Below are 23,572 nucleotides of genomic sequence, written 5' to 3' on the forward strand. Positions count from 1 at the left end.
CAATTCTTTCCAACGGTTGGCAAGTTTTTTCTTGAGCCTTTTCAGCATGTGAATCACTCCTTACTTTTATTTTAACGCATTCAGCTTACTTGTAAAGATGTGTAGACAAGACCTTTTGCATTTCATATTATGTAACATTTTTATGAATCATTTCATGGGGATTTATGGAATTTGGAACATGCAAGTAAAGGGAGGAAAATAGATGAGAAAAATCGTTTTTTTAGATATAGATGGGACGATTTTAAACACGAAAAAACAAATTCCCCAGTTGACAAAATTGGGCATTCAACAATTGAAAGATCAAGGTGTTTATGTGGCAATTGCAACGGGAAGAGGGCCCTTTATGTTTGGGGATATTCGGAAAGAACTAGGAATTGACACGTATGTTAGCTTTAATGGACAATACGTTACGTTAGCGGGTAAACCGATACATCACTTCTCCTACTCGATTGAACAAATCGAACGGTTCCTTTCGACAGTGAAGGAAATGAACCATTCGGTCGTTTTTCAATCAGTTGACGGTATGGCTTCATCGGTCAATTATGATCCTTATATTGATAAGAGTTTCTCAACCTTATATTTCGACCATCCTAAATACGATTTACAATTTTATCAAAAAAAACCAATTTCACAAATCGTTTTATTTTGTAAAGAAGGGGAGGAAAAACCGTATATAGAACAATTTCTTGATTTCCAATTCGTTCGTTGGCATGAGATGGCCGTCGATGTACTACCAAAAAATCAGTCGAAAGCAACGGGTATGCAATTGATTATTGAACGATTAGGATTCGATAACAAGACTGCTTATGCCTTTGGTGATGGACTAAACGACATCGAAATGTTACAAACGGTCGAAAATGGAATTGCTATGGGAAATTCCCATCCTGAATTGAAAAGAAGGGTTCGTTTTTCTACGAAGCATGTGGATGAAGATGGTTTATATTATGGATTTAAACAATTTGGTTTATTGTAAAATCGATGGATAATCCATTGGATCTTTTCGCTTTGCATAAATATTGTGAAAAATTGATCAATATAAGAAATAAAGGGTCGTTTCACCGCATGAAAAAATCGAAAAAAGGGTGGTCGCATCTTTTCAGTGCACCACCCTTCGATTAAACTTCTAAAGGAAAGGAATTTTCAACGGGTTTAAAAGGATCCTCTTTATTAATATGATCGTAAAACATAATCCCATTTAAATGGTCGATTTCATGCTGAATTGCAATGGATGGGAGTCCCTTTAATCGAAGCTTCAATTCATTTCCGTCGATATCATATGCTTTCACCGTTACCCTTGCATAACGAGGGACTATGCCTGGAATGACTTCGTCGACGGAGAGGCAACCTTCGCCACCAGGCAAATACGTTTTTTCGACGGAATGACTAACAATTTTCGGATTGAATAAAGCATAACTATGCAGTTTTCCTTTTTCATCTTCAAGATGAATGGCAATCATCCGTTTGGAAATATTGATTTGCGGAGCTGCTAAGCCAATTCCTGGACGCAAATTGTATTTTTTAGCAATTTCTTCGTCTTGGCTGTTTATAATAAACTCCAACATGGATTTCAAGATCGCCCGATCTTCTTCGGTGGGTGGAAGTTCGACTTCTTTTGCTACTTTCCGTAATGTCGGATGACCATCCCGAATGATGTCTTTCATTGTAATCATTTGTTTCACTCCTAATCAAGATGGTTTATTTGATTTATCTTAAGTCTATCAAAGGATTGGAAAAAAGTTAATTTATTCGTTTTTTTTCGCATGTTTATAAAAGCGATGAATACGTATAAAATGAAGACAAGTATACCATGAAATATTTTGACGGAAGAATGATATAAACATTGAAAAATATGGATTCTATAAGTATAGTAAAAATATGTAATACAGAAATGGAGGAGTAATCGTTGGAATTGGTGAAAAAATTAAGGTTTCTCATTCCCTTTACCATTGTACTTTTGTTATCAGGTTGCAGTCAATCGACAGAAGAAAAAATATATGATATTTTGGAAAAAGTAGTGGAAGAAGAAGCAACCTTTCAAGAACAGCAGCAACCGTTAGTTGAACTGGAAAAGAAAGAAAACGAATTGTATGGGGAAATTATCGATCTCGGTTTGAAAGAAAAGGAGCAAGTACGTCAGCTATCCGACGAGGCTTTGGACGTATTGGATCAGCAAAAGGAACGGATTTTGAAGGAAAAGGAAAGTTTGGAAAAGGGAAAGAAAACCTTTCTTCAAGTGGAAAAACTTATTGAAAAACTAGAAAAAGAAGATTTGAAAGCAGACGGAGAAAAGTTGTATACGACGATGAATGAGAGGTACGATGTATACGAACAATTACACGAACAGTATCTTCAAAAAATAGAGTATAGTAAAGAACTATACAATTTATTTAAGCAAGAAGACGAAATGTCATTGGATACGGTCGAATCCCAAATTAACAAAATTAATGAGACATTAAAATCGTTACAACAATTAAACGAACGTTTTAACGGATTAACCGAACAATATAATAAAGATAAGGTAGAATTTTACCGAAATTCCGGATTGAATATCAATATTAAAGACGAATAATTCGATTCAGACAAAATGCAACCGACTTTTTTGTCGGTTTTTTTATGCTCAAACGGATGCTAACCATGTTCAACAAAGGAAATGGATTGAAAATAAAATAGTTTGAACATATTTGGATATATTATGACTTGAATTTGAAATTCTCAATCGCTGAAAAACCGAATTTATTTTTGCTCAATAATTTTATTAATGGAATGGTTATTACATGATATATATCACAATAAGAGGAGATGGGAGAAATAATACAGATATTACAAAAATAATAGTACAGAAATAAGAAAGGGCTTTCAAAAAATAGTTTTTTGAAATAGAAAATAAAATTGATGCTTATTATGCAAAGTGATTGACGAATATCGATTGGCTAGTGTAAACTAAATACATGCAAAAAAAGTTGTATTAGTCTTTTTATTGCAAATGAATAATACAGATTTTATGGATTGTCAAATCGGATTAAGAAATTCGACTGATGGTAAAGAATTTTAGTCCGAGGAATAGACGAAAATTTATAAATGAGAAAGGAAGGAAAGGAAATGGCTTCAAAAGCAAAGTACCGTTTTGATGTATCCGCACAGTTGGATACGATCGAAAAAGAATTTCAAACGTTCCAAATTTTGAATGAAGATGGGGAAATTGTAAACGAACAGGCAGTACCTGATTTAACAGATGAACAGCTCCAAGAATTGATGCGTCGTATGGTTTATACTCGCATTCTTGATCAACGGAGTATTTCTTTAAATCGTCAAGGTCGTTTAGGTTTTTATGCCCCAACGGCTGGACAAGAGGCTTCTCAAATCGGTTCCCATTTTGCTTTGGAAAAGGAAGACTTCCTGTTGCCTGGATATCGGGATGTACCACAAATTATTTGGCATGGCCTTCCGTTATATAAAGCTTTCCTTTGGTCGAGAGGTCATTATCAAGGAATTCAAGTTTCCAAAGATTTAAATATTTTCCCGCCACAAATTATCATCGGTGCACAATATGTACAAACGGCTGGAATTGCATTAGGATTAAAGAAAAATGGGAAAAAGGCAGTTGCCGTTACATATACGGGTGATGGTGGAACATCTCAAGGGGATTTCTATGAAGGAATCAACTTTGCAGGAGCCTTTAAAGTACCGGCAATTTTCATCGTTCAAAATAACGGATTTGCCATTTCTACTCCTCGAGAAAAACAAACTGCGGCAAAAACCCTAGCCCAAAAAGCGGTTGCAGCTGGTATTTACGGCGTTCAAGTGGACGGGATGGATCCGTTAGCCGTCTATGTTGCTGTTCGAGAAGCGAGGGAACGGGCGATTAATGGTGAAGGACCGACGTTGATTGAAACGTTATGTTACCGGTACGGTCCACATACGATGAGTGGTGATGATCCGACCCGTTATCGTTCAAAAGAATTAGACAATGAATGGGAGAAAAAAGACCCGCTTGTTCGCTTCCGTAAATATTTGGAAAGCAAAGGAATCTGGAACGAAGAGATGGAAGAACAGGTGATTGAACAAGCGAAGGAAGAGATCCAACAAGCTGTAAAACAAGCAGATGCTGCACCAAAACAAAAAGTTACTGATTTAATCGAAATTATGAATGAAGAATTACCAAGTAACTTAAAGGAACAATATGAAATCTATAAAGAAAAGGAGTCGAAGTAAACGATGGCTCAAATGACGATGATTCAAGCGATTACGGATGCATTACGTACGGAATTAAAAAACGATGAAAAAGTACTCGTTTTCGGTGAAGACGTAGGCGTAAACGGTGGTGTCTTCCGTGCGACCGAAAACTTACAAAAAGAATTTGGGGAAGATCGGGTATTTGACACTCCGTTAGCAGAGTCCGGAATTGGTGGTCTTGCAATTGGATTGGCTGCACAAGGTTTCCGACCAGTTCCAGAAATTCAATTCTTTGGATTCGTCTATGAAGTGATGGATTCCATTAGTGGACAAATGGCACGGATGCGTTTCCGTACAGGTGGAACCTATAATATGCCGATTACCGTTCGTTCACCATTCGGAGGCGGTGTGCATACGCCAGAATTGCACGCGGATAGTTTGGAAGGATTAATGGCTCAAACACCGGGAATCAAAGTTGTAATTCCTTCCACCCCTTACGATGCCAAAGGGCTATTAATTTCATCCATTCGTTCCAATGATCCGGTTATTTTCCTTGAGCATATGAAATTATACCGTTCATTCCGTCAAGAAGTACCGGAAGGAGAATATACGATTCCACTTGGTAAAGCAGACGTGAAACGGGAAGGAAAAGATCTTTCGATTATCGCCTATGGTGCGATGGTTCATGAAGCATTGAAAGCAGCAGATGAACTACAAAAAGACGGATATTCCGCAGAAGTCATCGATTTACGAACCGTTAGTCCATTAGATATTGATACGATTATTGCTTCTGTTGAAAAAACAAATCGGGCCATCGTTGTTCAAGAAGCCCAAAAACAAGCGGGCATTGCAGCGAATGTGGTTGCAGAAATTAACGATCGGGCAATTTTAAGTTTGGAAGCTCCCGTATTACGAGTAACGGCTCCTGATACCGTTTATCCGTTTTCTCAAGCAGAGTCTGTATGGCTTCCGAATTATAAAGATATTATTGAAACGGCAAAAAAAGTATTAACGTTCTAAAAATTGCATAATAGAAGTGGGACGACGAAAATCGTCCGCTTCTTCTTTTTTCCAAAAGTAACGAAGAATACACCAATTAGGAGGGATATCCGTGGCATTTGAATTTAAATTGCCGGACATCGGAGAAGGTATACATGAAGGTGAAATTGTCAAATGGTTAGTCCAACCTGGCGATGAAGTAAATGAAGATGATGTTCTTTGTGAAGTTCAAAACGATAAAGCTGTAGTTGAAATTCCATCTCCCGTTAAAGGAAAAGTACTCGAATTGAAAGTGGCTGAAGGAGAAGTAGCCGTTGTTGGGGATGTGCTGATCACTTTTGATGCTCCCGGTTACGAAAATATGCAATTTAAAGGAGATCAAGGAGAAACGGAACAAAAAGCCGAAACAAAGGAGGCGGTTCCTGTGAAAGAAGAAACATCCACCTCAAGCGTTTTCCAATTTAAACTTCCTGATATCGGAGAAGGAATCCATGAAGGTGAAATTGTTAAATGGCTTGTAAAAGAAGGGGATACTGTTAATGAAGATGATGTCCTTTGCGAAGTTCAAAATGATAAAGCAGTAGTTGAAATTCCATCCCCTGTTAAAGGAAAAGTATTAGAAATTAAAGTTCCAGAAGGACAAGTTGCTGTTGTCGGTGATGTGCTTGTTACTTTCGATGCCCCTGGATACGAAAATATGAAGTTTAAAGGGGAAGAAGGAACGGAAGAAAAACAAGAAGAACCTGCAAAAGAACAAAACGTACAGTCGGCAGAAAAGGTGGAAGTAGATTCGAATCGAAGAGTAATCGCTATGCCGAGCGTAAGAAAATATGCCCGAGAAAAAGGTGTAGATATTCGACTAGTAAGTGGAACAGGTAAAAACGGTAGGGTTTTAAAATCAGATATCGATGCATATTTGAAAGGTGAACAAACGGTTGAAAAACTACAACCGGCAGAAGATAAACAAGATGCTGTAAAAGTTGAAAAAGTGGCTACAACCGTTGAACGAACAGAAATACCGACAGATGTTCAATATCCAGAAACACGTGAAAAAATGAGTCCGATCCGTAAAGCAATCGCAAAGGCAATGGTGAATGCTAAACATACGGCACCGCACGTTACGCTATTGGATGAAGTCGATGTGACGAAACTCGTTAATCACCGTAAGAAATTTAAAGAAGTGGCAGCAAATAAAGGAATTAAGCTTACGTATCTACCATACGTCGTAAAAGCTTTAGTCAGTACGTTAAGGGAATATCCAGATTTAAATACGTCCATTGATGATGAAACTGAAGAAATTATTCGTAAACATTACTACAATATAGGGATTGCTGCCGATACGGAACGGGGCTTGCTCGTACCTGTAATTAAAGATGCAGATCGGAAATCTCTCTTTGCCATTTCTGCAGAAATTAACGAATTGGCAAACAAGGCTCGAGAAGGAAAATTAGCACCGAATGAAATGAAGGGAGCCTCATGTTCGATAACAAATATCGGTTCTGCTGGCGGTCAATGGTTTACTCCCGTGATTAATTATCCAGAAGTTGCTATACTAGGTATAGGTCGTATAGCAGAAAAACCAATCATACGGGATGGAGAAATTGTAGCTGCACCGGTGCTTGCTTTATCCTTAAGTTTTGATCACCGTATGATTGACGGGGCAACCGCACAAAATGCCTTGAATCACATCAAACGATTGCTAAACGATCCAGAACTTTTACTAATGGAGGCGTAAGGAAATGGTAGTAGGAGATTTTCCAATCGAAACAGATACAATTGTAATTGGAGCAGGTCCAGGAGGTTACGTAGCAGCTATTCGCGCTGCCCAACTAGGTCAAAAAGTGACCGTAGTAGAAAAGGGAGAACTCGGCGGAGTATGTTTGAATGTAGGATGTATTCCTTCGAAAGCTCTTATTAATGCAGCTCATAAATACGAAAATGCAAAACATTCCGATGAGATCGGAATCACAGCCGAAAATGTTACCGTCGATTTTTCTAAAGTTCAAGCTTGGAAACAAAGTGTTGTTAAAAAATTAACCGGTGGAGTGGCAGGCCTTTTAAAAGGTAATAAAGTGGAAGTTGTAAAAGGTGAAGCATATTTCGTCGATGCAAATACGATTCGGGTCATGGATGAAAAATCTGCCCAAACGTATACTTTCAAAAATATTATTATCGCAACAGGTTCAAGACCAATTGAACTTCCAACATTTAAATTTTCTAAACGGGTTCTTGACTCAACGGGTGCGTTAAATTTACCTGAAATTCCGAAAAAATTAATCGTTATCGGTGGCGGTTATATCGGTTCTGAGCTCGGTACAGCTTATGCGAATTTCGGAACTGAAGTAACAATTTTGGAAGGTGCAGATGACATTTTATCCGGATTTGAAAAACAAATGACGGCACTCGTTAAGAAAAGTTTGAAAAAGAAAGGTGCTAAAATCGTTACGAAAGCGATGGCCAAAGGTGTCGAAGAAAAAGAAGACGGAGTAGTTGTCACTTATGAAGTAAATGGTAAAGAAGAAAAAGTTGAGGCTGATTACGTACTCGTTACGGTAGGTCGTCGTCCAAATACCGATGAAATTGGTTTGGAACAAGTCGGTGTAGAATTAACCGAACGTGGACTCATTAAAGTGGATAAGCAATGCCGAACCAATATTCCAAATATCTATGCAATCGGTGATGTCGTTGAAGGACCACCGTTAGCACATAAGGCATCCTATGAAGGAAAAATCGCAGCTGAAGCCATCAGTGGTCTACCTTCAGAAGTCGATTATTTAGCTATACCAGCTGTTTGCTTTACAGATCCTGAATTGGCTACGGTCGGTTATACAGAAGAACAAGCGAAAGCGGAAGGAATCGAAGTAACTGTTGGTAAATTCCCATTTGCAGCAAACGGTCGCTCTTTAGCTTTAAACAATTCGGACGGCTTCTTGAAACTCATTACGAGAAAAGAAGATGGACTCGTGATCGGGGGACAAATCGCTGGACCTGGTGCATCGGATATGATTGCTGAAATTGGACTAGCGATTGAAGCTGGAGTAACTGCTGAAGATATTGCAATGACGATTCATGCTCATCCGACATTAGGCGAAATTACGATGGAAGCTGCAGAAGTTGCTTTAGGTTCTCCTATTCACATTATTAAATAATTGAATCTCTTTGAACAAAAAGCCTAGGAAGAAAAACGAACGGTTTTCTTCCTAGGTTTTTTTATCCCCATGACTAGAAAAGACTTATTCCTACTATTTACGGAAAAAATATTTTATAAGGAAAAAGGGATATATGTTATATTTTTTAAAAGTAAAAATACAATATTATTGACATATACTCCAAAAAAGAATATCATAATTAACAAAAAGTATGTCATTAATAAGATAGGAATGAAACATGGGAAGGGAGAGAGAGGATGGGTACACTTGTTTGTCAAGTTTGCCAATCGACAATCGACTACTTTGAACATGAAAAAGTAACGGTCTTGTATGGTACATGTTCCAGCTGTAAAACGAAAAAAAGTGAAAAAACGTAAATGGATGGGGGCGCGAAACAAATTCGCGTCTTTTTTTGTAGAAATTGAAGAAAATTCCCGTTAAATGTACTCGATTTATCACAAAATTGGGATAAAAGGTTAATGATATAATGGAATTTTCTTATTTTCTTTCTAAAAAACTGCTATACTGTAAATTGGTAATTCATTTCCTTTAAAAGGGGGAGGCATTGATGAACTGGTCAACAAGGGTTACGGAATTATTAAATATACGATATCCGATCATTCAAGGGGGACTTGCACATTTAGCCTACCACGAGTTGGCTGCTGCTGTTTCAAATGCTGGAGGATTAGGTCAAATTACCGCAATGTCATTGAAGGCCCCTGAATTATTAAGGGAAGAAATTCGAAAGGTTCGAGAAAAAACCGATCGTCCTTTTGGTGTGAATTTTGCCATCGGTCAACACGGAAGAAGTTATCATGAATTTTTAGATGTTGCCATCGAAGAAAAGGTTCCCATTGTTTCCGTTACTGGGGGAAATCCCGCTCCTTTTTTTGAATATTTAAAAGGAGTGGATGTAAAAAAACTCGTTCTTGTGGCGGCAGTGAGGCAAGCGAAAAAAGCGGAAGAACTAGGGGCTGATGCCGTAATGGTCGTCGGACAAGAAGGAGGTGGACATATCGGTCGTGAAGATTTGTCAACCTTCGTATTGGTCCCTCAAGTTGTTGATGCGGTGAAGATCCCTGTAATTGCATCTGGTGGTATCGGTGACGGCAGGGGATTGATGGCAGCATTAAGTCTTGGTGCGGAAGGAATAGAAATGGGTACCCGCTTTATTGCCACAAAGGAATGTGTCCATGCCCATGAAGCATATAAAAGAGCGATCGTTGAAGGAGACGCAACTAGTACGGTTGTGATTAAACGATCTTTAGGTGCACCTGGAAGAGCATTAAAAAATCGATGGACATCGCGTATTCTTGAATTGGAAAAAGCGAATGCTACATATGAATTGTTAAAGGATTATATTTCTGGAGAGGCGAATAAACGATTTGCCAATGAAGGAAATGTGGAAGAAGGATTTGCTTGGGCCGGTCAAGTCGTAGGATTAATAAAAGATATTCCAACGGTAAAGGAATTAATCGACCGGATGATTAAAGAGGGTGAAAACATAAGAAAACGTTGGCAATCATAGGAGGGGCATATGAAGGAATATACTTACCCAATTTCCATGGATTGGACGACACAAGAAATTATCGATGTCGTACAATTTTTTGAATCGGTCGAGAAAGTTTATGAACAAGGAATGGAAAGGAAACGATTGATGGAGCGATATCGGAAGTTTAAAAAAGTCGTCCCATCCATTGGCGAAGAGAGGAAAATCTTTCGTGAGTTTGAAGAAGTGAGTGGTCTATCTGCTTATCATGTAGTGAAAAAAATGAAAGAGTTAAAAGAAGGGCAAATGATTCGTTTATCATCGAATTTTGATTGAAAAACGTTTTACGGTTAATCTTTGTTCTGTACTTTGGCACCTGAAACAAATATTCGTGTTCCAGGTGCCACGGAATCGATTTCGTATAGTTTTTGAATCCTATACTTTATGTGTGAACTTTTGCAAAGGTGCCATTATAGATTGGTATTAACCCTTTGATCGTTGCGAAAATTAATTCAGTCAGGGCTTTTCCGTCGCGAAGGATCGGATTTGTACTAGGAATATGTTTCCCGATGAGTAACTCTGCTTTTTTCACTTGTTTCAACCGGATGAGGGCTTTCTCCAATTCATCCTTTTTGACTGGCAAAGCATCTTTTTTCATATGGTCGGTAGAAAGAACAAAATCATTCGGTAATAAATCGATAATGGAATCGAGATGTTTCAAAAAATTTTCCGCAAGTTCTTTTTTATTCGGAAACTCATAAATATAGGCGAGCCAAATGAAAAGATGATCATCAAACAATCCGACTTGAAAATGAGGATGGGATTTATAGCCCCGTTTATTCGGACTGATTGCCAACCACGTATCGTTCGGTGGGTTGACTTTCCGCCGAGCGTGTTTTGCGACATGTAAATACATCTCATTTCCCACCTCTACCGAAACCATGTCGGTTAGGACGGAACCCAGTTCGTGAAATTTCGGTTGAATTTGTTTCCGAATTGCTTCCATTCTTTCTTCAAAGCCTTCGATTTTGAAAACGGAAAAATCAGATTCAGAAAAACCTTGGAAACCCATTTTGCTCCTCCTAATCGATTGAAGTACAAACATTTTACCATAAAGTTCTTTTTTCGCCAAAAATATCGTTTGATAGTTTCCAATTATTGTTTTTGTAATAAGAAATCAATTATTTTGGAGGAGGACCGAAATGATCAATTGGACGGAAATCGATCAATTTACAAAGGAATGGATTAAAGAAGCTGGAAAACGGATTCGTCAATCTCTTTCGGAACAGCTACATATTTCGACAAAGGCAAATCCTAATGATTTAGTGACAAATATCGATAAAGACACGGAACGTTTTTTTATTGAACGGATTCGAAAAACGTTCCCTAATCATAAAATACTCGGTGAAGAAGGTTTTGGTGATGAATTAAAAAGTACAGAGGGAGTCATATGGGTTATTGATCCGATTGATGGAACGATGAATTTAGTGCATATGCAACGAAATTTTACTATTTCCATCGGAATCTTTGAAAACGGAAAAGGGAAATTGGCGTATATTTATGATGTCATGAACGATGAACTGTATCATGCGATGAACGGTTCCGGTGCATTTTTCAATGGAAAACGTCTTCCAAAATTATTAGATAAACCGTTATCGGAATGTATTATTGGCCTCAATTCCATTTGGTTAACTGAAAATCGGAGAATCGATCATCGCATGTTAACACCACTTGTAAAAGGTGCCAGAGGTACCCGATCCATCGGTTCTGCAGCTTTAGAAATGGGATATATTGCAACGGGTTGGATGGATGTATATATCAGTTTACGTCTATCTCCTTGGGATTTTGCAGCAGGGATGATTATCATTGAAGAGCTTGGAGGAAAAGCGACAAAATTAACGGGTGAACCCCTTTCGATCCTGGAGAAAAGTTCGGTATTTTTTGCAGGACCAGCCGTTCATGAACAAATTTTAAAGCAATATTTATCCGAATATGTAGAAAAATAAAAGGGAATCGTATTGAATAAAATCATTTAAAAAAAATAAAGGGGGTGTCGTAAAGCCGCTCGGTGGCTTAAAGACATCCCCTCGCTTCTACAACTTCCCTGCTTCTCGATATTTTTTCTTCGTTAGAAAACCGATTCCCATAATGAAAATAAGTATAAGGGTAAATAAGACAATCAAATACGGATTTCGAAGTCCTACGGAAACTCCGATGGCCACCATTGATAAAACGGCCAAAATCGCGTATAACAAAAAAATCCATTTTCCTTGTTTCATTCGTCTCATCCTTTGTTCATTGAATTGGTGTTCCCACTATTTATTTTACTACCTACCATTCATTTTTATCTACACATTTGAATGGGTATGTTATAATTGGTGAGTTGATTTTATTAAGGAAAGCAGGAGAAAAAGATGAACAAACGTAATGACATACGTAATATCGCCATTATTGCCCACGTTGACCACGGGAAAACGACCCTAGTCGATCAATTGTTAAAACAATCGGGTATTTTTCGTGCCAATGAACATGTGGAAGAACGGGCGATGGACTCCAATGATTTGGAGCGGGAAAGAGGAATAACAATTTTGGCAAAAAACACCGCCGTTCAATATAAGGATGTGAAAATTAACATTTTAGACACGCCAGGACATGCCGATTTTAGTGGAGAAGTGGAACGTATTATGAAACTCGTTGATGGTGTGCTTCTCGTCGTCGATGCTTTCGAAGGTTGCATGCCCCAAACCCGATTCGTTTTAAAAAAAGCCTTGGAACAAAATTTAACACCGATCGTCGTCGTCAATAAGATTGATCGGGAATTTGCAAGACCAGAGGAAGTTGTCGATGAAGTGTTAGAATTATTTATTGAATTGGATGCTTCAGACGAGCAGCTGGAATTTCCAGTGATTTATACATCGGCGGTAAATGGAACGGCAAGTACAACTCCGGATCGCCAAGATGAGACGATGGAGGTTTTATTTGAAACGATTATCGATACAATTCCCGCTCCAATTGATAATCGAGAAGAGCCGTTACAAATGCAAGTTTCTCTCCTCGATTACAATGAATATGTCGGCAGGATCGGTATTGGCCGCGTATTTCGGGGTACGATGAGAACGGGAGATCAAGTGGTTTTAATGAAGTTAGACGGGACTGTAAAACCGTTCCGCGTGACGAAAATGTTCGGCTTTCTTGGATTAAAACGGGTGGAAATAACGGAAGCCTTCGCAGGAGATCTCGTTGCAATTTCAGGAATGGAAGAAATTGATGTGGGAGAAACGATTTGCCCACCGGAACATCCGGAGGCTCTTCCTGCATTACACATCGATGAACCGACGTTAAAAATGACCTTTTTAGTGAATAACAGCCCGTTTGCCGGTAGAGAAGGAAAATATATCACTGCGAGGAAGATTGAAGAAAGATTAAAAACCCAATTGCATACCGATGTAAGTTTACGTGTTGAATCGACGGAATCACCGGATGCATGGATCGTTTCAGGACGAGGAGAACTTCATCTATCCATTTTAATCGAAAACATGCGTAGAGAAGGTTATGAATTTCAAGTTTCCAAACCGGAAGTGATTTTGAAAGAAATTGACGGCGTAATTTGTGAGCCCTTTGAACGGGTGGTCATCGATACACCGGAGGAATATACAGGGCAAGTGATCGAATCCCTTGGAAAAAGGAAAGGGGAAATGATCGATTTGGTCCATAATGGAAAGGGACAAGTTCGCCTCGTCTTCCTCGTACCTTCCCGAGGATTAATTGGATATCAAACGGAATTTATGACATTGACTAGAGGATACGGAATCTATAATCATTCCTTTGACTGTTACCAACCGAAATTACTTGGAGACGTTGGCGGTAGGAGACAAGGTGTTCTCGTTGCTTTAGAAGCAGGGACGGCCACTTCCTATGGAATTATGCAAGTAGAGGATCGGGGAACCATCTTTGTCGAACCTGGTACGGAAGTTTATGCTGGAATGATCGTCGGCGAACATAACCGGGAAAATGACTTGACCGTTAATATTTGTAAAACAAAACATGCGACAAATGTGCGCTCAGCGACGAAGGATCAAACGACGGTCATTAAAAAGCCACGAATTTTTTCCCTCGAGGAAGCATTGCAATATTTAAATGAGGATGAATATTGTGAAGTAACCCCTTCATCCATTCGTATGCGTAAAAAAATATTAGACAAGGCGACTCGGGAGCGGATGGCCCGAAAGAAAAAGATGGCGAATATGGACGCTGCGAATTAAAGGAGTTAGAGCCTGAGTTGACAAAATAACTCGGGCTTTTTCCATTCGTTCAACATTACTAGTTACACACTTTCCGCAATGGTCACCATCTGAAATAAAAAGAAATACATTTTTACAAAAAACTGAGATTCATGTATGATTAAAATAGTATCGTTTCATCGGGGAAAGGGGGATATGGGAATTTGATTGAAAATCGATTGTCCTTTTTTGCATCTTTGTTCCAGGTGGATCAAAATCCCCAGTTGGGAATGTGGTTGTTATATGGCACGATTGTGATCCTTTCCATCATTGCCTACCATTTAGGATTTTCCCATAAGATATCAATTTTAAAAAGGGCGGTTGTTTATATCTTTTTATTGATCGGTTCATCGATACTATCCTTTTTGGGTACGGTTTTACCGGTCGCGGAAGGCTTATTGGTAATCGTGCTCGTGTTAATGATTTATCGAATCCGTCGGAAATTTGAACAAAGGGAACAACAACGAGATGAGCAATTAGGAATTCAAAAAACCGAATCATAACTAGACGTGATTTTGTATGAAAAATGAGAAATTACGTGGAGGACATCGATGAGAGTTCAATGTGTCATTTGCGACCGAATTGAAAAAATCGAGGATTATTCACCTTTAGCAAAAAAATTACGGAACCGTCCGATTCATACATATATGTGTGATGACTGTAATAACCGTATCCGAAAACGGACGGAAGAAAGGCTTGCTACTGGAAAATTTCGATTTTTTCGATCGAATGATTTAGAGGATGATTGGTAAAACGAAAGGAAAAAACATGAAGGCGGGGAATTAAAATTTGTCATCCCCGCCTGATTTTATTGGTTTTTTTCAAAATTTGATTGATCATCTTGCTGTTTGTCCAACATGTTTTTATCCTTTTGATTTAGGTCATTTTTTTGATTTTCCGGTAAGTTTTCCGGATTCGTATCTTGGATATCTCCAGGGATTTCAGGCATTAATCTTCCCGTAATATCAGCCAATTCATTTAAAATGCCTTGAAGTGGTCTTCCGTTTTTAATATCTTCACCAATTTCCATCAGTCTCGCATTGAGATCCGCATCCGCCACGACCACCGCCCGTGCCCCATACGGATCATCCTTCAATGCTTCAGCGACAGAATACTTAATCGTCCCTACCTTTGATCGATCCAAATCTTTATCCACATCAATGCCGACGATTGCGTATTTCCCGATTACGACAGCGGTTGCATTTCGAACGTTTGGGACTTTTGCTGCAAGGTTGGCAATATGTTTTGAAATCTCTTCGCTTTCCTTTCGATCGTTTACTTCCTTTATCGTAGTATTTTCGACGTTCATATAACGATTCTTTTCTTGATTTTCATCCAATGATCCTTGATTTGCTCCACAACCGACTAACAAGAAAAACAAAAATGGAAAAAGGGCGAGTCCCCTTATCATTGAAATCACTCCATTACAGGTTATTTATCAATAAGTTTTGTAAATGGGTGAGTTTTATTCATCGAAGGAATAAAAAAACAGGCGCCTTTTTGAACATTCGGCTACCTGTCAATCTTTATATAATCGTAAATCCTGTAACGTTTGTGATTGGATTTTCTTTATTCGATCCATCACCGTAATATACGTGGACGGGACCGTCTTCCTTTAACGGTTTTCCATTTTTAGAAAAACCTAATATTATTTTCTTCCCTTGATCAAGCGGGATCGAAGTATTTCCTTGTTTCGTCTCGATCACGAGGGTTTTTGCATCTTCACCGGGTTCAGCGTTATTGATAAACGGTTCGATGGGCATTCCGAAAGACCCGGTCAATACCTTTTCCTTCTCATATTTTTTTTCAGTGTTAAGGGTCGGTGGAGAAACGGCTCCTTCGCTTATTTCTCTGCTCCAATATTTCGATATTTTTTCTTCATACAATTCCTCTTTCGAAGTATGATCTGTATTTGTTTGGAAATATGTATCCAAATCGATTCGGCGGTCATCGAAAATCCAAACCCCCGGATCCAGAGTAATCTTAAATGAAACATTCCCTTTAATCTCTAATATATTTTCCATGATTCATCTCATCTCCCTTTACAATGAGTATACATATTCTTTTTCCTCTTGTCACATAGTATGATTGACTGTCTTTGGAGGGGGAGAGAACGAATTGAATAGGAAATCATTAAGTAATGAACAACTGGAAAACATGATCGATGAAGTGAGGTCTATTACTGCTTTAGGAAAGGTCGCAAATTATATTCCGGCCCTTGCCGATGGAAGAAAAACGGACCTAGCTGTTTCCGTCTGTACGATCGATGGCCAATATTTCCAAGCGGGTACAGTTGAAAAGTCCTTTACTTTGCAAAGTATTTCGAAGGTGTTAGCGTTAGCGTTCGTTTTAGATATAAAAGGGGAGGAGGAAGTATTTTCTAAAGTAGGCATGGAGCCATCAGGAGATCCGTACTATTCCATATCGAAATTGGAATTTACAAATCCGACAAAACCGTTTAACCCAATGATCAATGCGGGTGCTCTAGCAATTACCAGTCTATTACCTGGTCATTCTATGAAAAAGAAGTTGGAGAATTTTATCGACTACGTCAGCTGTTTAACTGGAAATAGGAAGATCGAATACAACGAAAAAGTCGCAAAGTCTGAATTTACCACATCCTTTTTAAATCGGTCTTTGCTGTATTACATGAAGCAGTTCGGAGTCATTGAAGGAAATGTGGAAGATATTATCGATTTATACACAAAACAATGTGCAGTTGAAATCGATTGTCTTCAGTTGGCAAGAATTGGCGCGATTTTTTCCCTTAATGGGCAGGATCCGGAAAAAAGGAATCAACTGATTACAAAACGGACGGCAAAAATTTGCAAAGCATTTATGGTGACCTGTGGAATGTACAATGCTTCAGGAGAATTTGCGATCAAAGTGGGAGTTCCAGCAAAAAGTGGGGTTTCTGGTGGAATTCTGGCAGTCGTGCCGAACCGATTCGGTATCGGTATTTTTGGTCCTGCCCTCGATCAACGGGGAAATAGTATCGGTGGTTGGAAATTATTAGAAAAAATGGCTGACCAATTCGATATCAATATTTTTTAAATGGATTCCCTTTTTAAACATCTATATAAAAGGTTGCTTCTCTGATGGGAAAAGAGGTGTCAATATGGACACTTATAAGTGCCCACCTATTCATTTCCGTTTAATTCCTTGCATTTTTCACATTTAAAAGGTAGAATTTTAACAAGAATGGTCTTTTTTCTTACGGAGGGATGATGGTGGCCTCAGATGTTAAAATCGATCATCGGGAAAAAGCCTATACATTATTGTACGAGTATGCAGATAAAATTATCAAACTCATTCAAGTGCAAATGGATCATTTGACGATGCCAAAATGTCCGCTTTATGAAGAAGTGCTCGATACGCAAATGTTTGGCTTATCCCGTCAAATAGATTTTGCTGTAAAACTTGGTCTCGTTGATGAAGAGGATGGAAAAGAACTTTTGAGTTCTGTTGAAAAAAAGTTATCTGCCTTGCATGAAGCATCGTTGAAAAAACAATAGTTGAATAAAGCTCAAACAGTTGATCGACAATTGTTTGAGTTTTTTATTCCTTTTTTGTATACAGAGAGGAATCTTTTTTTTACAATAGAAATACCCAAAAGATGGGTAGCGAATTTGATATTTATTTTTTTAAGAAATAGTATAACATATATATTTATTTTTGTTGAAAAAGTATAACATATTTTTTAAGATAGGAAGAGAAGCGATGATAAAAAAAGTGGTAAAATCTTACGACTACCCTTTGGCCGTCGTGTACATACTTTTAACGATTTTCGGAGTCATCATGGTTTATAGTGCGAGCATGGTTACATCCATTCAAGTTTACGGATATGATGACCCTAGCTTTTTTTTCAATAAGCAGATAGTGAACTTGGTTATTTCTTACATTGCTTTTCTTTTTGCGGCCATTTTTCCTTACAAAATATTAAAAAGCAACAAAATTTTAGTAACAATTGTGGCCATTAGTCTAGTTACATTGATTGGTTTGCAATTTATAGGAAGTAATATTAATAACGCGACAAGTTGGATTCAAATGGGCACCCGATCATTTCAACCATCCGAATTCGTTAAGCTAGGCATCATCATCTATTTAGCAGCCGTCTATGCAAAAAAACAGACCTATCTTGATAACTTTAATAAAGGTGTTGCGCCCCCGATTTTATTTTTAGTTTTAGCTTCTTTTTTAACTGCCATTCAACCGGATTTTGGGACCGCATTTATTATTTTTGCAACAGGTGCAATTATAATATTTTGTACCGGCATGAATTGGAAAAATATTTTTCGATTAATCATTACAGGTGTGATTATGGTCGTCATTTTTTCCCCGATTATTCTGTGGAAAAAAGATGTGATTTTTACAGAAAACCGACTCAATCGGATTTACAGTTATTTGGATCCGTTTAAATACGAACTCGGTGATGGCCTACAACTTGTCAATTCCTATGTTGCCATCGGATCAGGCGGATGGAAAGGGTTAGGATTAGGAAAAAGTATTCAGAAACTCGGATATTTACCAGAAGCCCATACGGATTTTATCATGGCTATTATTGCAGAGGAACTTGGAGTTTTCGGGGTTAGCTTTGTTCTTTTTTCCTTATGTTTCATCGTTTTGAAAGGGATACATATCGGATTGAAAACGAAGGATCCATTCGGTAGCTTGCTAGCTTTCGGGATTTCGGGAATGATCGGTATTCAAACTTTTATTAATTTAGGTGGGGTTTCAGGACTGATTCCCATCACCGGTGTTCCTCTTCCCTTCGTTAGTTACGGAGGTTCATCATTACTATTCCTTTCCGTATCCCTCGGTATTTTAATGAATGTTGGGATGTTTGCCAATTACGAAAGGATGTTTTTACATTCGGAACGAAAAATAGAAGAAATACCGAATCATATACGATCAATTCCCTCCGTCGATAGGTAGTTTACTATTGGGGGGATGGATCATTTCCTTTGCGGATAGAAAGTATTTCTTTTAGTTTAACGTTTGGATAATCTGTCATTTTTAAGAAAAATTTTATTTGTAAATGTCGGAAAGTTTCATATACGTAGATTGTTAATATGATTTGGGCAAATTTTGAAAGGGGCGATCCTATGAAAGAGATTAAAAAAGTTTTAGTAGCCAATCGCGGTGAAATTGCAATTCGTATTTTTCGCGCTTGTACGGAGCTGGATATTCGTACCGTCGCAATTTACTCAAAAGAAGATACCGGTTCTTATCACCGTTATAAAGCTGATGAAGCCTATTTAGTCGGCGAAGATAAAAAACCGATCGATGCTTATTTGGATATTGAAGGCATCATAAAAATTGCGAAAAAAAATAACGTGGACGCAATTCACCCGGGTTATGGATTTTTATCGGAAAATATCGAGTTTGCTAAGCGTTGTGAAGAGGAAGGAATTATTTTCATCGGACCGAAATCAGAACATTTGGAAATATTCGGGGATAAGGTGAAAGCTCGGGAAGCGGCGGAAAAGGCCGGTTTACCCGTTATTCCAGGAAAGCGGATTAAATCGATCGATGACGTATATAACTTTGTTTCCGAAAATGGATACCCGATTATAATTAAAGCCGCCCTCGGTGGTGGGGGAAGGGGTATGCGTATCGTCAAGGAGGAATCGGAACTGGAAGAAAGCTTCCAACGAGCAAAATCGGAAGCTAAATCCGCCTTTGGGAGCGATGAAGTGTATGTGGAAAAATTTTTAGCAAATCCGAAACATATTGAAGTCCAAATTTTAGCAGATCAACAGGGCAATACGATTCATTTATATGAAAGAGACTGCTCTGTTCAACGACGTCATCAAAAATTAGTCGAAGTCGCACCGAGTGTTTCCTTACCGAACGATTTGCGAGCTGATCTTTGTAATGCTGCCGTTCGATTAATGAAAAGTACGAATTATATCAATGCGGGTACCGTTGAGTTTTTAGTCGCAAACGGCTCTTACTATTTCATTGAAGTGAACCCACGCATCCAAGTCGAACATACGATTACAGAATTAATTACTGGTATCGATATCGTTCAATCGCAAATCTTAATTGCCGAAGGATATTCTTTATTCAGTAAAAAAATTGGAATCCCACCTGAATCGGAAATAAGAACACATGGTTTTGGAATTCAATGTCGGATCACGACGGAAGATCCATTGAACCATTTTTTACCTGACACTGGAAAAATTAACGTGTATCGGAGTAGCGGTGGTTTCGGAGTAAGGCTCGATGCAGGCAACGGATTTCAAGGTGCGGTTATTTCACCCCATTATGATTCCTTACTTGTGAAAGTGTCGACTTGGGGGATGACCTTCGAACAAGCGGCCGCCAAAATGATCCGCAACTTAAAGGAATTTCGTATCCGTGGAATTAAAACGAATATTGCCTTTTTAGAAAATGTCATCGCCCACCCGAAATTTCAAACAGGAGATTATGATACATCCTTTGTCGATACGACACCGGAGTTGTTCCAATTCCCTGTTCGAAAGGACCGGGCTACGAAACTTTTGACCTATATTGGGGACGTGGTAGTGAATGGATTCCCGGGAATTGGCAAAGTAGAGAAGCCGCACTTTCAAAAACCGAGGTTGCCAAAATATGATGAAACGAAACCGATTGTACCTGGAACGAAACAAATTCTCGATCAACACGGTCCTGATGGATTAGTGAACTGGATTCGTAAGCAGGAAAAAGTGCTGTTAACCGATACTACCTTTCGAGATGCACATCAATCATTACTTGCAACGAGAATTCGTACGTACGATTTGTTAAAAATTGCTGAACCGACTGCGCATCTTTTCCCTGAAGCCTTTTCTCTAGAAATGTGGGGAGGAGCTACCTTTGATGTTAGCTACCGCTTTTTGAAAGAGGACCCTTGGCAAAGGTTGATTCAATTAAGAGAGCGAATTCCAAATATTTTATTTCAAATGTTATTGCGGGGTTCTAATGCAGTCGGATATAAAAACTATCCGGATAATGTAATTCGCGAATTTGTAAAACAGGCTGCAGAAACAGGAATTGATGTATTTCGAATATTTGATAGCCTAAACTGGATTAAGGGAATGGAAGTGGCGATTGAAGCCGTCCGGGATACAGGGAAAATCGTTGAAGCAGCAATTTGTTATACGGGAGATATTTTAGATCGAACTCGAACGAAATACTCGCGGAAATATTATGTGGAATTAGCGAAGGAATTAGAAAAGCAAGGAGCACATATTTTAGCCATCAAAGATATGGCCGGATTGCTAAAACCGAAAGCTGCTTACGAATTAGTTTCTGCTTTAAAAGACGAAATTTCTATTCCGATTCATTTGCATACCCATGATACGAGCGGTAATGGTATTTTTACGTATGCAAAGGCGATTGAAGCAGGCGTTGATATCGTTGATACAGCACTTAGTTCCATGGCCGGGTTCACATCCCAACCGAGCGTCAATTCCCTATACTATGCACTACAAGGAATGGAGGAACAGCCGGATATATCTATTTCTTCCCTTAATCAACTTGCCAATTATTGGGAAGATGTTCGCCAATATTATAGTCATTTTGAAAGTGGCATGAAGGCACCCCATGCGGAAGTGTACGAACATGAAATGCCAGGAGGACAATATAGTAACTTGCAACAGCAGGCAAAAGCCGTTGGATTGATCGATCGATGGGATGAAGTAAAAGATATGTATAGACGGGTCAATTACTTGTTCGGCGATATTGTAAAAGTGACACCTTCTTCAAAAGTGGTTGGCGATATGGCTTTGTTTATGGTGCAAAACGACCTGACTGAACAGGACGTATTGGAAAAAGGGATGACGATCGACTTCCCTGAATCGGTAATCGAGTTTTTCCAAGGGTATATTGGCATCCCTCCAGGTGGGTTTCCAAAGAATTTACAAAAAATTATTTTAAAGAACCGGCAACCTTTGACAAAAAGGGCAGGGGATATTTTAGAACCGGTCAATTTCGATCAGCTGAAGGAACAGTTATTCGTTCATTTGAAAAGGCGACCGACATCGTATGACGTACTAGGGTATGCCCTTTATCCGAAAGTTTTTGAAGATTATGCGAAAAGCACCCATCTTTACGGTGATCTTTCAAGATTGGATACACCTACGTTCCTATTTGGGTTAAGACTTGGAGAAGAAGTACAAGTGGAAATTGAACAAGGGAAAACATTAATTATTCGTTTAGTTTCAGTCGGTCAAGTGCAAAAGGACGGAACGAGAATCGTCTATTTTGAATTAAATGGACAACCTCGTGAGATCGTTATAAAAGATGCCAGCGCCCAATCGGAAATCGTCGAAAGGAAAAAAGCTGATCCTACTAATGAGGGACATATCGCTGCAACTATGCCTGGTGCGGTTGTAAAAGTCTTAGTGAAAAAGGGAGAAAAGGTTAAAAAAGGTGATCACCTCATTATCACAGAAGCGATGAAAATGGAAACGACCGTGCAAGCTCCTTTTTCAGGTACGGTAGAAGAAGTTTATGTGGATGGGGGCGATTCGATCAAACAGGGGGACTTATTAATCGAGTTAAGTAAGGAATAATAGAAGATTTGTCTGAAAGGACCAGCTACACACTTTCAAATACGGTGTTTCTATTACGTATATTTTCGTGTGAAAAACGTGCAATAATTTAAATTGACAAACGAACTGTTTTTTGAAAAAATATGAATAATGAAGTGAAGTCGATCGAGGTGAGGAAGATTGGAGTCGAACAAAGTGCAGTTGACCCCCAAAGATATTTTGGAAAAAGAATTTAAAACGAGCATGAGAGGTTATAATCAAGAAGAAGTCGATGAATTTTTGGATATTGTAATTAAAGACTATGAAATTTTTGCAAGGGAACTGGAAGCGTTGAAAAACGAGAATCAACGGTTGAAAAAACAAGTGGAAGAGGCACGGAAACAGCCTTCACAGATGGCCGGTGCGACGAACTTTGATATATTAAAACGGTTGAGCAATCTTGAAAAGCATGTTTTCGGAAATAAATTATACGATTGATGACTTCCAGTTTTGCCAAGATTTGAAGTTGATTATTCCGAGTATCTTTTATATAATAGAACTTGCACTCATTAATAACGTTCGGGTAATCGCTGTTATTCGATTCGTCGAATAGCAGAGGAAAGTCCATGCTCGCACGGTGCTGAGATGCCCGTAGTGTTCGTGCCTAGCGAAACAATAAGCTAGGGCAGCCTGGTTGATACTGGGCTGACGGCTGGGAACAGGTCTACGTCCTTTTGTGGATATGACCTAAGTACCTATAAAAGTGCCACAGAGACGCAGCCTTATAAGAAATTATAAGGGTGGAACGAGGTAAACCCCGCGAGCGAGCAACCCAAATGATGGTAGGGGCACTTTCCCTGGGGAAATGAACCTAAGGGAAAGGCGGAAAATTTGTTTTCCGCAGATAGATGATTACCACCAATGTACGAGGCATTTGTCTACTTGAGTACATTGGTACAGAACATGGCTTACAGAACGTTATTA

At 38.8% G+C, this 23,572-nt stretch carries 23 protein-coding genes and 1 other RNA gene; 19 read left to right on the forward strand and 5 right to left on the reverse strand.

What is annotated here, in order from left to right; translation table 11 throughout:
• The first annotated feature begins 202 nt into the window (after nucleotides 1–202).
• A complete protein-coding gene (locus tag OE105_RS03680) occupies nucleotides 203–973 on the forward strand; it encodes a Cof-type HAD-IIB family hydrolase (RefSeq protein WP_275421386.1) in 771 nt (256 codons plus the stop codon).
• Nucleotides 974–1,115: 142 nt separating this feature from the next.
• On the opposite strand, the gene def is transcribed toward OE105_RS03680, so the two are convergent.
• Nucleotides 1,116–1,670 carry a peptide deformylase gene (gene def, locus OE105_RS03685; protein WP_275421387.1) on the reverse strand — a complete coding sequence of 185 codons (555 nt, stop codon included), beginning with the start codon at nucleotides 1,668–1,670 and terminating at the stop codon, nucleotides 1,116–1,118.
• Between the two features lie 242 nt (nucleotides 1,671–1,912).
• On the opposite strand from def, the gene OE105_RS03690 reads away from it, so the two are divergent.
• The 8 genes from OE105_RS03690 to OE105_RS03725 all read left to right on the forward strand — a co-directional run bounded on the left by OE105_RS03690 (nucleotide 1,913) and on the right by OE105_RS03725 (nucleotide 10,146).
• Nucleotides 1,913–2,569 carry a YkyA family protein gene (locus OE105_RS03690; RefSeq protein ID WP_275422085.1) on the forward strand — a complete coding sequence of 219 codons (657 nt, stop codon included), beginning with the start codon at nucleotides 1,913–1,915 and terminating at the stop codon, nucleotides 2,567–2,569.
• Between the two features lie 530 nt (nucleotides 2,570–3,099).
• Nucleotides 3,100–4,212, forward strand: coding sequence for a pyruvate dehydrogenase (acetyl-transferring) E1 component subunit alpha (gene pdhA, locus OE105_RS03695; RefSeq protein WP_275421388.1), 1,113 nt, complete (start codon nucleotides 3,100–3,102; stop codon nucleotides 4,210–4,212).
• Nucleotides 4,213–4,215: 3 nt separating this feature from the next.
• Entirely contained in the window at nucleotides 4,216–5,193 is a 978-nt protein-coding gene (locus OE105_RS03700) for an alpha-ketoacid dehydrogenase subunit beta (protein ID WP_275421389.1), read from the forward strand.
• Between the two features lie 91 nt (nucleotides 5,194–5,284).
• Nucleotides 5,285–6,907, forward strand: a complete 1,623-nt coding sequence (locus OE105_RS03705) for a dihydrolipoyllysine-residue acetyltransferase (protein ID WP_275421390.1) — start codon at nucleotides 5,285–5,287, stop codon at nucleotides 6,905–6,907.
• Nucleotides 6,908–6,911: 4 nt separating this feature from the next.
• Nucleotides 6,912–8,321 carry a dihydrolipoyl dehydrogenase gene (gene lpdA, locus OE105_RS03710; RefSeq protein WP_275421391.1) on the forward strand — a complete coding sequence of 470 codons (1,410 nt, stop codon included), beginning with the start codon at nucleotides 6,912–6,914 and terminating at the stop codon, nucleotides 8,319–8,321.
• 257 nt (nucleotides 8,322–8,578) lie between these two features.
• On the forward strand, nucleotides 8,579–8,698 hold the full coding sequence (locus OE105_RS03715; RefSeq protein ID WP_275421392.1) for a GapA-binding peptide SR1P: 120 nt from the start codon (nucleotides 8,579–8,581) through the stop codon (nucleotides 8,696–8,698).
• 191 nt (nucleotides 8,699–8,889) lie between these two features.
• Nucleotides 8,890–9,849, forward strand: a complete 960-nt coding sequence (locus tag OE105_RS03720) for an NAD(P)H-dependent flavin oxidoreductase (protein ID WP_275421393.1) — start codon at nucleotides 8,890–8,892, stop codon at nucleotides 9,847–9,849.
• Between the two features lie 9 nt (nucleotides 9,850–9,858).
• Nucleotides 9,859–10,146, forward strand: a complete 288-nt coding sequence (locus OE105_RS03725; protein ID WP_275421394.1) for a UPF0223 family protein — start codon at nucleotides 9,859–9,861, stop codon at nucleotides 10,144–10,146.
• 106 nt (nucleotides 10,147–10,252) lie between these two features.
• Here OE105_RS03725 and OE105_RS03730 read toward each other — a convergent pair whose 3' ends face one another.
• Nucleotides 10,253–10,882: a YktB family protein gene (locus tag OE105_RS03730; RefSeq protein ID WP_275421395.1), complete on the reverse strand. Its 630-nt coding sequence runs from the start codon at nucleotides 10,880–10,882 to the stop codon at nucleotides 10,253–10,255.
• A gap of 130 nt (nucleotides 10,883–11,012) precedes the next feature.
• On the opposite strand from OE105_RS03730, the gene OE105_RS03735 reads away from it, so the two are divergent.
• On the forward strand, nucleotides 11,013–11,816 hold the full coding sequence (locus OE105_RS03735) for an inositol monophosphatase family protein (protein WP_275421396.1): 804 nt from the start codon (nucleotides 11,013–11,015) through the stop codon (nucleotides 11,814–11,816).
• Nucleotides 11,817–11,903: 87 nt separating this feature from the next.
• Here the strand turns inward: OE105_RS03735 and OE105_RS03740 are convergent, their stop codons facing one another.
• A complete protein-coding gene (locus OE105_RS03740; protein ID WP_275421397.1) occupies nucleotides 11,904–12,089 on the reverse strand; it encodes a YlaF family protein in 186 nt (61 codons plus the stop codon).
• A 135-nt stretch (nucleotides 12,090–12,224) separates the two neighbouring features.
• Here OE105_RS03740 and typA point away from each other — a divergent pair, with 135 nt between their 5' ends.
• The 3 genes from typA to OE105_RS03755 all read left to right on the forward strand — a co-directional run bounded on the left by typA (nucleotide 12,225) and on the right by OE105_RS03755 (nucleotide 14,842).
• Nucleotides 12,225–14,072: a translational GTPase TypA gene (typA, locus tag OE105_RS03745; protein ID WP_275421398.1), complete on the forward strand. Its 1,848-nt coding sequence runs from the start codon at nucleotides 12,225–12,227 to the stop codon at nucleotides 14,070–14,072.
• Nucleotides 14,073–14,254: 182 nt separating this feature from the next.
• Nucleotides 14,255–14,593 carry a YlaH-like family protein gene (locus OE105_RS03750; RefSeq protein ID WP_275421399.1) on the forward strand — a complete coding sequence of 113 codons (339 nt, stop codon included), beginning with the start codon at nucleotides 14,255–14,257 and terminating at the stop codon, nucleotides 14,591–14,593.
• 48 nt (nucleotides 14,594–14,641) lie between these two features.
• Nucleotides 14,642–14,842 (forward strand): YlaI family protein, encoded by a 201-nt coding sequence (locus OE105_RS03755; protein WP_275421401.1) that lies wholly within the window; start codon nucleotides 14,642–14,644, stop codon nucleotides 14,840–14,842.
• A 56-nt stretch (nucleotides 14,843–14,898) separates the two neighbouring features.
• On the opposite strand, the gene OE105_RS03760 is transcribed toward OE105_RS03755, so the two are convergent.
• Both OE105_RS03760 and OE105_RS03765 read right to left on the reverse strand, forming a co-directional pair.
• Nucleotides 14,899–15,501 carry a YhcN/YlaJ family sporulation lipoprotein gene (locus OE105_RS03760; RefSeq protein ID WP_275421402.1) on the reverse strand — a complete coding sequence of 201 codons (603 nt, stop codon included), beginning with the start codon at nucleotides 15,499–15,501 and terminating at the stop codon, nucleotides 14,899–14,901.
• A gap of 115 nt (nucleotides 15,502–15,616) precedes the next feature.
• Nucleotides 15,617–16,114, reverse strand: coding sequence for a peptidyl-prolyl cis-trans isomerase (locus tag OE105_RS03765; RefSeq protein ID WP_275421403.1), 498 nt, complete (start codon nucleotides 16,112–16,114; stop codon nucleotides 15,617–15,619).
• A gap of 133 nt (nucleotides 16,115–16,247) precedes the next feature.
• Between OE105_RS03765 and glsA the strand changes: the two genes are divergently transcribed.
• The 6 genes from glsA to rnpB all read left to right on the forward strand — a co-directional run bounded on the left by glsA (nucleotide 16,248) and on the right by rnpB (nucleotide 23,564).
• Nucleotides 16,248–17,144, forward strand: coding sequence for a glutaminase A (gene glsA / locus OE105_RS03770; protein WP_275422086.1), 897 nt, complete (start codon nucleotides 16,248–16,250; stop codon nucleotides 17,142–17,144).
• A 173-nt stretch (nucleotides 17,145–17,317) separates the two neighbouring features.
• Entirely contained in the window at nucleotides 17,318–17,605 is a 288-nt protein-coding gene (locus OE105_RS03775) for an Fpa/YlaN family protein (protein WP_420842584.1), read from the forward strand.
• Nucleotides 17,606–17,810: 205 nt separating this feature from the next.
• Nucleotides 17,811–19,025: an FtsW/RodA/SpoVE family cell cycle protein gene (locus OE105_RS03780; protein WP_275421406.1), complete on the forward strand. Its 1,215-nt coding sequence runs from the start codon at nucleotides 17,811–17,813 to the stop codon at nucleotides 19,023–19,025.
• A 170-nt stretch (nucleotides 19,026–19,195) separates the two neighbouring features.
• Nucleotides 19,196–22,630: a pyruvate carboxylase gene (gene pyc, locus OE105_RS03785; protein ID WP_275421407.1), complete on the forward strand. Its 3,435-nt coding sequence runs from the start codon at nucleotides 19,196–19,198 to the stop codon at nucleotides 22,628–22,630.
• 159 nt (nucleotides 22,631–22,789) lie between these two features.
• Nucleotides 22,790–23,086, forward strand: a complete 297-nt coding sequence (gene gpsB / locus OE105_RS03790; protein WP_275421408.1) for a cell division regulator GpsB — start codon at nucleotides 22,790–22,792, stop codon at nucleotides 23,084–23,086.
• A gap of 77 nt (nucleotides 23,087–23,163) precedes the next feature.
• An RNA gene (gene rnpB / locus OE105_RS03795) (RNase P RNA component class B) lies at nucleotides 23,164–23,564 on the forward strand.
• Nucleotides 23,565–23,572: the final 8 nt, after the last annotated feature.

This window comes from Fervidibacillus halotolerans (assembly GCF_026547205.1).
Lineage (GTDB): Bacteria > Bacillota > Bacilli > Bacillales > Caldibacillaceae > Fervidibacillus > Fervidibacillus halotolerans.